The organism is Actinomadura sp. (assembly GCF_044508335.1).
Taxonomy (GTDB): Bacteria; Actinomycetota; Actinomycetes; order Streptosporangiales; family Streptosporangiaceae; genus Spirillospora.
Genome location: NZ_JBIQHY010000204.1, coordinates 1 through 5,547 on the forward strand (window position 1 = coordinate 1; position 5,547 = coordinate 5,547).

Genomic DNA, 5,547 nt, shown 5'->3' on the forward strand with positions numbered 1-5,547 from the left:
GGCGCGGTCCCGGCCGGCGCGGCAGCGGCCGCCGCCCGCGCCGCGGGGCGCGCCGCGGGAGCGGTCGCGGCGCGGCTGCACGCGCTGCACTCCGGCCACATCGGCGACTACGCGGCCTGGCTCACCGTCGGCGTCGCCGTCCTGGCCCTGCTCACCGCCCGCCTGTGATGCCCCGCTTGCGGCGCTGCCAGGTCCGGCGCCACGGGGTCCGGCGCCGCCGGGTCCGGCGCCACCGGCTGGTGCCACCGGGTCCCGGCGCCAGCGGGTGCGCGGCCCGGCCCCGGGGATTGATCGCGGGCGGGGCGGCGGGCCACGCTGTGAGATCCCACCGCCGCGCCGTACCGGGGGGTTTCCGCTGACCCGCAGTCCTCACCGCCGCCCGCCCCGCACCGCGACCGCCGCCGCGGCGGGCGTGCTGGCCGCCGTGCTGGCGGCGGCGGGCGGCGGCGCCCCCGCCCCGGACCCGCCGCCGGGGGCCGCGCCGCCCGCCCGCGTCCTGTCCCGCTACGAGACCGCCGCGCCCGGCAACGCCATCGACCGCGACTGCGGCTACAGCGCCCCGCTGCCCGGACGGCCCGGCCGCAGCCTGTGGCTGTTCTGCGACTCGGTGTGGACGGGCACCCGCCCCGGGATGTGGCTGGGCGCCACCGCCGCGACCGGCCCCGCCGTCCCCGGCCGCGTGCCCGCCGCACTCACCGAGCTCCCCACCCCCTCCGGCCCCGCCGCCCCGCCGGGCCCGGCGGTGAGCGAGCGGGCGGACGGGCCGCCGCAGGGGCTGCTCGGCCGGCCGCCCGGCCTCGTCCTGCCCGGCGGGCGGCCCTGCCACGTCCCCGGCGCCGCCTACGGCGCCTCCTGGGTGTCGGGCGCCGCGCGCCCGCCCGGCACGGGCGCCCTGCTGATCACCTACACCGACGTGTGCGTCACCGCCGGATCCATCAGCACACAAGGCTTCGGCATGGTCGAGTACCGGCCCGCCCGCAACGCCCTCACCGAGCTCGCCAGGCCCTTCACCGCGCCCGGCGGGCTGCCGTTCCAGCAGAACCTCGGCTCGCCCGTCTTCGCCGGCGGGCACCTGTACCTGTTCGCCGCCGTCTGCGACCTCCACGGGTTCGGCGCCTGCTCCGGCGGCCGCGTCACCCTCGCCCGCGTCCGCGCCGACCCCGCCGCCCGCCGCGACCCGGCCGCCTACCGGTACCGGACGGCCGCCGGCTGGACCCGCGACGCGTTCGCGGCGGCGACCGTCGTGCCGGGCGCCGCCCCCTACGCCGTGCACGTCGCCGACTACTCCCGCCTGGGCAAGGGCCTGGTCATGGTCGAGCAGCGCGGACTGGACGGCGGATACCGCCTCTGGCGCGCCTCCGCGCCCGAAGGCCCGTGGCGTCCCGCCGGGCGCGGCACCGTCGGCTGCACGGGCGGGGCGGGCCTGGACCAGTGCCGCGCCCTCATCGGCCACCCCGAGCTGTCGACGCGCGCCGAGCTGCTGCTGTCCTACTACGACCCGGGCGACGACCACGTCCGGGTGCGCGCCGTCCCCTGGTGACCCGGGGTCAGGTGCTCCACAGGCGGCGCTTGCGGTAGCGGGGCTCCCACGCCACCCGGTTGCGGTCGCGCACCGGGCCGGGCAGCGCCGTCAGGAACCGGCTGCGCTGCACCGGCGCGATCCCGTCCACGACCCAGGGCACGAACAGCGGCGCGCCCGCCGCGCAGCGGCCCTGCGCGTCGGCGGCCAGCGCCTCCCACTCCCGCCGCCCCAGCACCGACTCCGCCAGCGGCAGCGCCGTCGCCTCCTCGTTGCGCAGGTGCGCCTCCAGCGCGTCCCGCAGATCCCGCACGGCGGCGACGCCGTCGCCGCCGCCCGCCAGCGCCGCGTCCACCCCGGCGACCGGCGGCCCGAGGCGGGCGTGCTCGGCGCGCATCTCCGCCAGCACCGCCAAGTCCGCGGGGCGGCCGGCGACCGCGCGCTCCACCCGCGGCCACAGCAGCCGGTCCTCCAGGTGGTGGTGCATGCGCAGCTGGTCCTTGAAGTTGTCCCAGCCCGCGCGCACGTGCGCGGCCCCGCCCTTGCCCGCCGCCACCGCCGCCGCGAGCCGGTCCAGGTCCCGGCGGAACGCGTCGTGGACGGCGTACAGGAGGGTGTGGCACGCGGCGGCGCGCGGCCGGACCACGAAAGTGTCCATGCACATATGAGGGTTCCGGCGCCCGCGGATGTGACGTCCCCGGGCCCCGGAGAGACGCACCTCACACCGGGGCCGCCTTGGCCAGGACCTCCAGGTAGTGCGGGTTGGTCATCACGCCGAGCACGTTGCCGAACGGGTCGGTCACCGACGCGGTCGCGAACCCCGTCCCCTCGCCCCGCTCGGTGGGCTTCTCGTGCTCGCGGGCGCCCATCGCCAGCAGCCGCGCCACCGCCGCCTCCAGGTCGTCCACGTGCCAATAGGCGATCACCCCGCCCGGCGCCCCGCCCGGCGCAGCGGCCGGGCCGCCGGGGCGGAACCGGGCGTCGATCAGGCCCAGCTCGTGCTCGTAGTCCCCGACCCGGAACTCGTAGTAGGCGGCCCGGCCGCCCGGCCCCGGGACGCTGAAGTAGGGCGCGACGCCCAGCAGCTCGGCGTACCAGTCCTTGGCGGCCTCCAGGTCGTCGGCCCACAGGCTGATGGTGGCCAATCCGCGCAGCATGGCTCCTCCGTTTCGGCGAGGCGCGGGCTGTCCGGCCTCGGCACCGACGCTAGACCGCCATTAGGTCGCCTAATGTCCTAAAAGCGCGGCAAGATGGGGGTCGTGCGCGATCCGTCCGGGCGGCTGCTCCGCCTGCTGTCCCTGCTGCAGACGCCCCGCGAGTGGCAGGGCGGCGAGCTCGCCGAGCGGCTCGGCGTCACCGCCCGCACCGTCCGCCGCGACATCGACCGGCTCCGCGAGCTCGGCTACCCCGTGCACGCCACCCGCGGCGGCGCCGGCGGCTACCGGCTCACCGCCGGGACCGCGATGCCGCCGCTGCTGCTGGACGACGACGAGGCCACCGCCATCGCCATCGGCCTGCGCACCGCCGCCGCCGGCGCCGTCACCGGCATCGAGGACACCTCGCTGCGCGCCCTCGCCAAGATCGAGCAGGTCCTCCCCCACCGGCTGCGGCCCCGCGTCGCCGCGCTCACCGAGGCCGCCGTCTCCCTGCCCCCGCCGGACGCCGCCCCGCCCGCCGCCGACCCCGGCGTCCTGGCCCTGCTCGCCGCCGCGTGCGTCACCCGCGAACACGTCCGCTTCACCTACACCGCCGCCGGCGGCGAGCAGACCCGGCGGCTGGCGCAGCCGCACCGGCTCGTCGCCGCCGGGCGCCGCTGGTACCTGGTCGCCCACGACGAGGACCGCGCCGCCTGGCGCACCTTCCGCGCCGACCGCATCACCGGCCCGCACCGCACCGGCGTGCGCGGCCCCGCACGCGAGCTGCCCGGCGGCGCCGACGCCGCCTCCTGGACGATGGACGCCCTCGCCGGCGGATCCGGGACGATCCGGGCGCGGCTGCTGCTGCACGCCCCCATCGCCGAGGCCGCCGGGCAGGTCACCGCCTGGCACGGCGTCCTGGAACCCGCCGGCGCGGACGCCTGCCTGCTGCACACCCGCTCGGACTCGCTGCGGTTCCTGGCCCACCGCATCGCCCTGCTGCCCGTCGACTACACCCTGCTGGACCCGCCCGAACTGGCCCCGCACCTGGCCGCGATCGCCGACCGCGCCGCCCGCGCCGTGCAGGACTTCCCGCGCTGACCCGGCCGCGCCGGCCGCGCCCGGCCGCGATCGCGGTGACGCTAGTCCAGGGAGGTGTCGCCCAGCGACTCCAGCAGCGTGCGCAGCGCCCCGGCCAGCCGCTCGCGCTCGGCCGGGTCCAGCCCGGCCAGCAGCCGCTGCTCGTTGGCGGCGTGCAGGACGACCACCTCGTCCACGACCTTCAGCCCGCGCGGCGTCAGCCGGATCCGCACCGACCGGCGGTCGCCGGGGTCGCGGACCCGCTCGACCAGCCCCTTGGCCTCCAGCCGGTCGATCCGGTTGGTGATCGCGCCCGAGGTGACCATCGCGGCCTTCAGCAGCGCCCCCGCCGTCAGCTCGTAGGGCGCGCCGTGCCGGCGCAGCGTCGCCAGCACGTCGAACTCCCAGCTCTCCAGCCCGTGCGCCGCGAAGAAGCTCTTCAGCTCCCTGCCCAGCAGCAGCTGCGCCCGCGAGATCCGCCCGATGACGCCCATCGCGGACACGTCGACGTCCGGCCGCTCCCGCGCCCACTGCGCCAGGATCGCGTCCACCGCGTCCGCCATCGCCCCTCCCGGCAATCTCAACGTTGAGATTATCGACCACGCCCTACCCGCCGCGCCCCCGCAACACCGCACCAGAGCGCGGAACTCGCAAGCCGTCGCGGCAGGCGCGCAGCAGCGGGCGCCGGATCTCACGGCGCCCGCCGATCCGCCCGTGGTCCGCGGTGTCGCCGCGCAGGGACACGGGCCTTGGAGCGGCGCGGCCCGCCTGGATGTCAGGAGGCGGCGGGGTCCGGGTGCGGCCGCGCAGGGGCGCCGCCGGGCCGGCGGGCCGTCGCCGCCACCGTCATCGCGATGATCGCCACGCGGAAGACCAGCGACAGGACGCTGCCCTCGGGTCCGTACGCGCCGCCGGTCAGCCACTGCGCGCCCTCGGTGACCGGACGCAGCAGAGCCCCGCTGAAGGACGTCTCGTCGCTGACCGGGAAACCGGCCACCGGCCCCTGGACGAAGTTCCACGCGAAATGCACGCCCACCCCCATCCAGATGCGGCCGGTGCGCAGGAACGCCACCCCGTACATGACGCCGCCGAGCGCGTTGCTCAACACCGAGATGACGGTGGCGTCGGGGCTGCCGGTGAGGTGGACGAGCCCGAACACCGCGGCCGCGGCCGCCAGCGCCACGGCGGGGCGCCCGGTCAGCCGCGCCAGGCCGCCCAGCATCAGCGCCCGGTACACGACCTCCTCGCCCACGGCCGCCACCGCTAGCACCGCGGTGGCGTAGGCCAGCTTCGCCGCGTCCAGCCGCACGTCGTGGAACGCGGTGGGGGTGAGCGCCACGACGGCGGCCACGGTCGCCGCCATGCCCGCCGACCCGATCGCCAGCCCGGCAGCCAGGTCCCGTCCCGTCCCGCCGCGCACCCCGAGACCCAGCGGGACGCCCCGCCGCACCCGGCCGTGCAGCGCGGCCAGCGCGCTCACCGCCAGCACGATCAGGAACAGGACGCTGATCGCGGTATCCGCACTCATGGCACTCCTCTGGCCCTTCTCGACGGGGCTCGGCCCCGCGGCGCCCTCAACTGTGCGCCGCCGGCACGCCCCCGGACCATGCGGCCCACCCCCGTCCAGACGGCGGGCCAACCCCCTGGACACCCGGCCCCGCGGCGTCTGCGAGCCGCGCGGCATGAAACTTGTCCGGCCATGCGGACCGCTCCCGTTTCGGACGGTGCACCCCCCGCTCGGCCCCCCTGCTCGGCGCCGTCCCGGACGCCTTCGGAGCGGGCGCTTTGTGCGGCGGCGCCTGCGCGCGGCGC

Annotated in this window: 6 protein-coding genes; 2 read left to right on the forward strand and 4 right to left on the reverse strand. The window is 77.9% G+C overall.

Going from position 1 to position 5,547, the window contains the following annotated elements; genetic code table 11:
- The first annotated feature begins 412 nt into the window (after positions 1 to 412).
- Entirely contained in the window at positions 413 to 1,540 is a 1,128-nt protein-coding gene (locus ACIWVC_RS33980) for a hypothetical protein (RefSeq protein WP_396455125.1), read from the forward strand.
- Between the two features lie 7 nt (positions 1,541 to 1,547).
- On the opposite strand, the gene ACIWVC_RS33985 is transcribed toward ACIWVC_RS33980, so the two are convergent.
- Together ACIWVC_RS33985 and ACIWVC_RS33990 are read right to left on the reverse strand one after the other, a co-directional pair.
- Positions 1,548 to 2,177, reverse strand: coding sequence for a hemerythrin domain-containing protein (locus tag ACIWVC_RS33985; protein WP_396452382.1), 630 nt, complete (start codon positions 2,175 to 2,177; stop codon positions 1,548 to 1,550).
- 61 nt (positions 2,178 to 2,238) lie between these two features.
- Positions 2,239 to 2,676 carry a VOC family protein gene (locus ACIWVC_RS33990; protein WP_396452384.1) on the reverse strand — a complete coding sequence of 146 codons (438 nt, stop codon included), beginning with the start codon at positions 2,674 to 2,676 and terminating at the stop codon, positions 2,239 to 2,241.
- A gap of 102 nt (positions 2,677 to 2,778) precedes the next feature.
- Here ACIWVC_RS33990 and ACIWVC_RS33995 point away from each other — a divergent pair, with 102 nt between their 5' ends.
- Complete coding sequence (locus ACIWVC_RS33995) at positions 2,779 to 3,756, forward strand: helix-turn-helix transcriptional regulator (RefSeq protein WP_396452386.1); 978 nt, start codon at positions 2,779 to 2,781, stop codon at positions 3,754 to 3,756.
- 41 nt (positions 3,757 to 3,797) lie between these two features.
- Here the strand turns inward: ACIWVC_RS33995 and ACIWVC_RS34000 are convergent, their stop codons facing one another.
- On the reverse strand, positions 3,798 to 4,298 hold the full coding sequence (locus tag ACIWVC_RS34000; protein WP_396452388.1) for a MarR family winged helix-turn-helix transcriptional regulator: 501 nt from the start codon (positions 4,296 to 4,298) through the stop codon (positions 3,798 to 3,800).
- Positions 4,299 to 4,510: 212 nt separating this feature from the next.
- A complete protein-coding gene (locus ACIWVC_RS34005) occupies positions 4,511 to 5,263 on the reverse strand; it encodes a lysostaphin resistance A-like protein (protein WP_396452390.1) in 753 nt (250 codons plus the stop codon).
- Positions 5,264 to 5,547: the final 284 nt, after the last annotated feature.

Coding starts and splice junctions, on each gene's coding strand:
- ACIWVC_RS33985 (WP_396452382.1), bottom strand. CDS start 2,177: ATGGACACTTTCGTGGTCCGGCCGCGCGCCGCCGCGTGCCACACCCTC.
- ACIWVC_RS33990 (WP_396452384.1), bottom strand. CDS start 2,676: ATGCTGCGCGGATTGGCCACCATCAGCCTGTGGGCCGACGACCTGGAG.
- ACIWVC_RS34000 (WP_396452388.1), bottom strand. CDS start 4,298: ATGGCGGACGCGGTGGACGCGATCCTGGCGCAGTGGGCGCGGGAGCGG.
- ACIWVC_RS34005 (WP_396452390.1), bottom strand. CDS start 5,263: ATGAGTGCGGATACCGCGATCAGCGTCCTGTTCCTGATCGTGCTGGCG.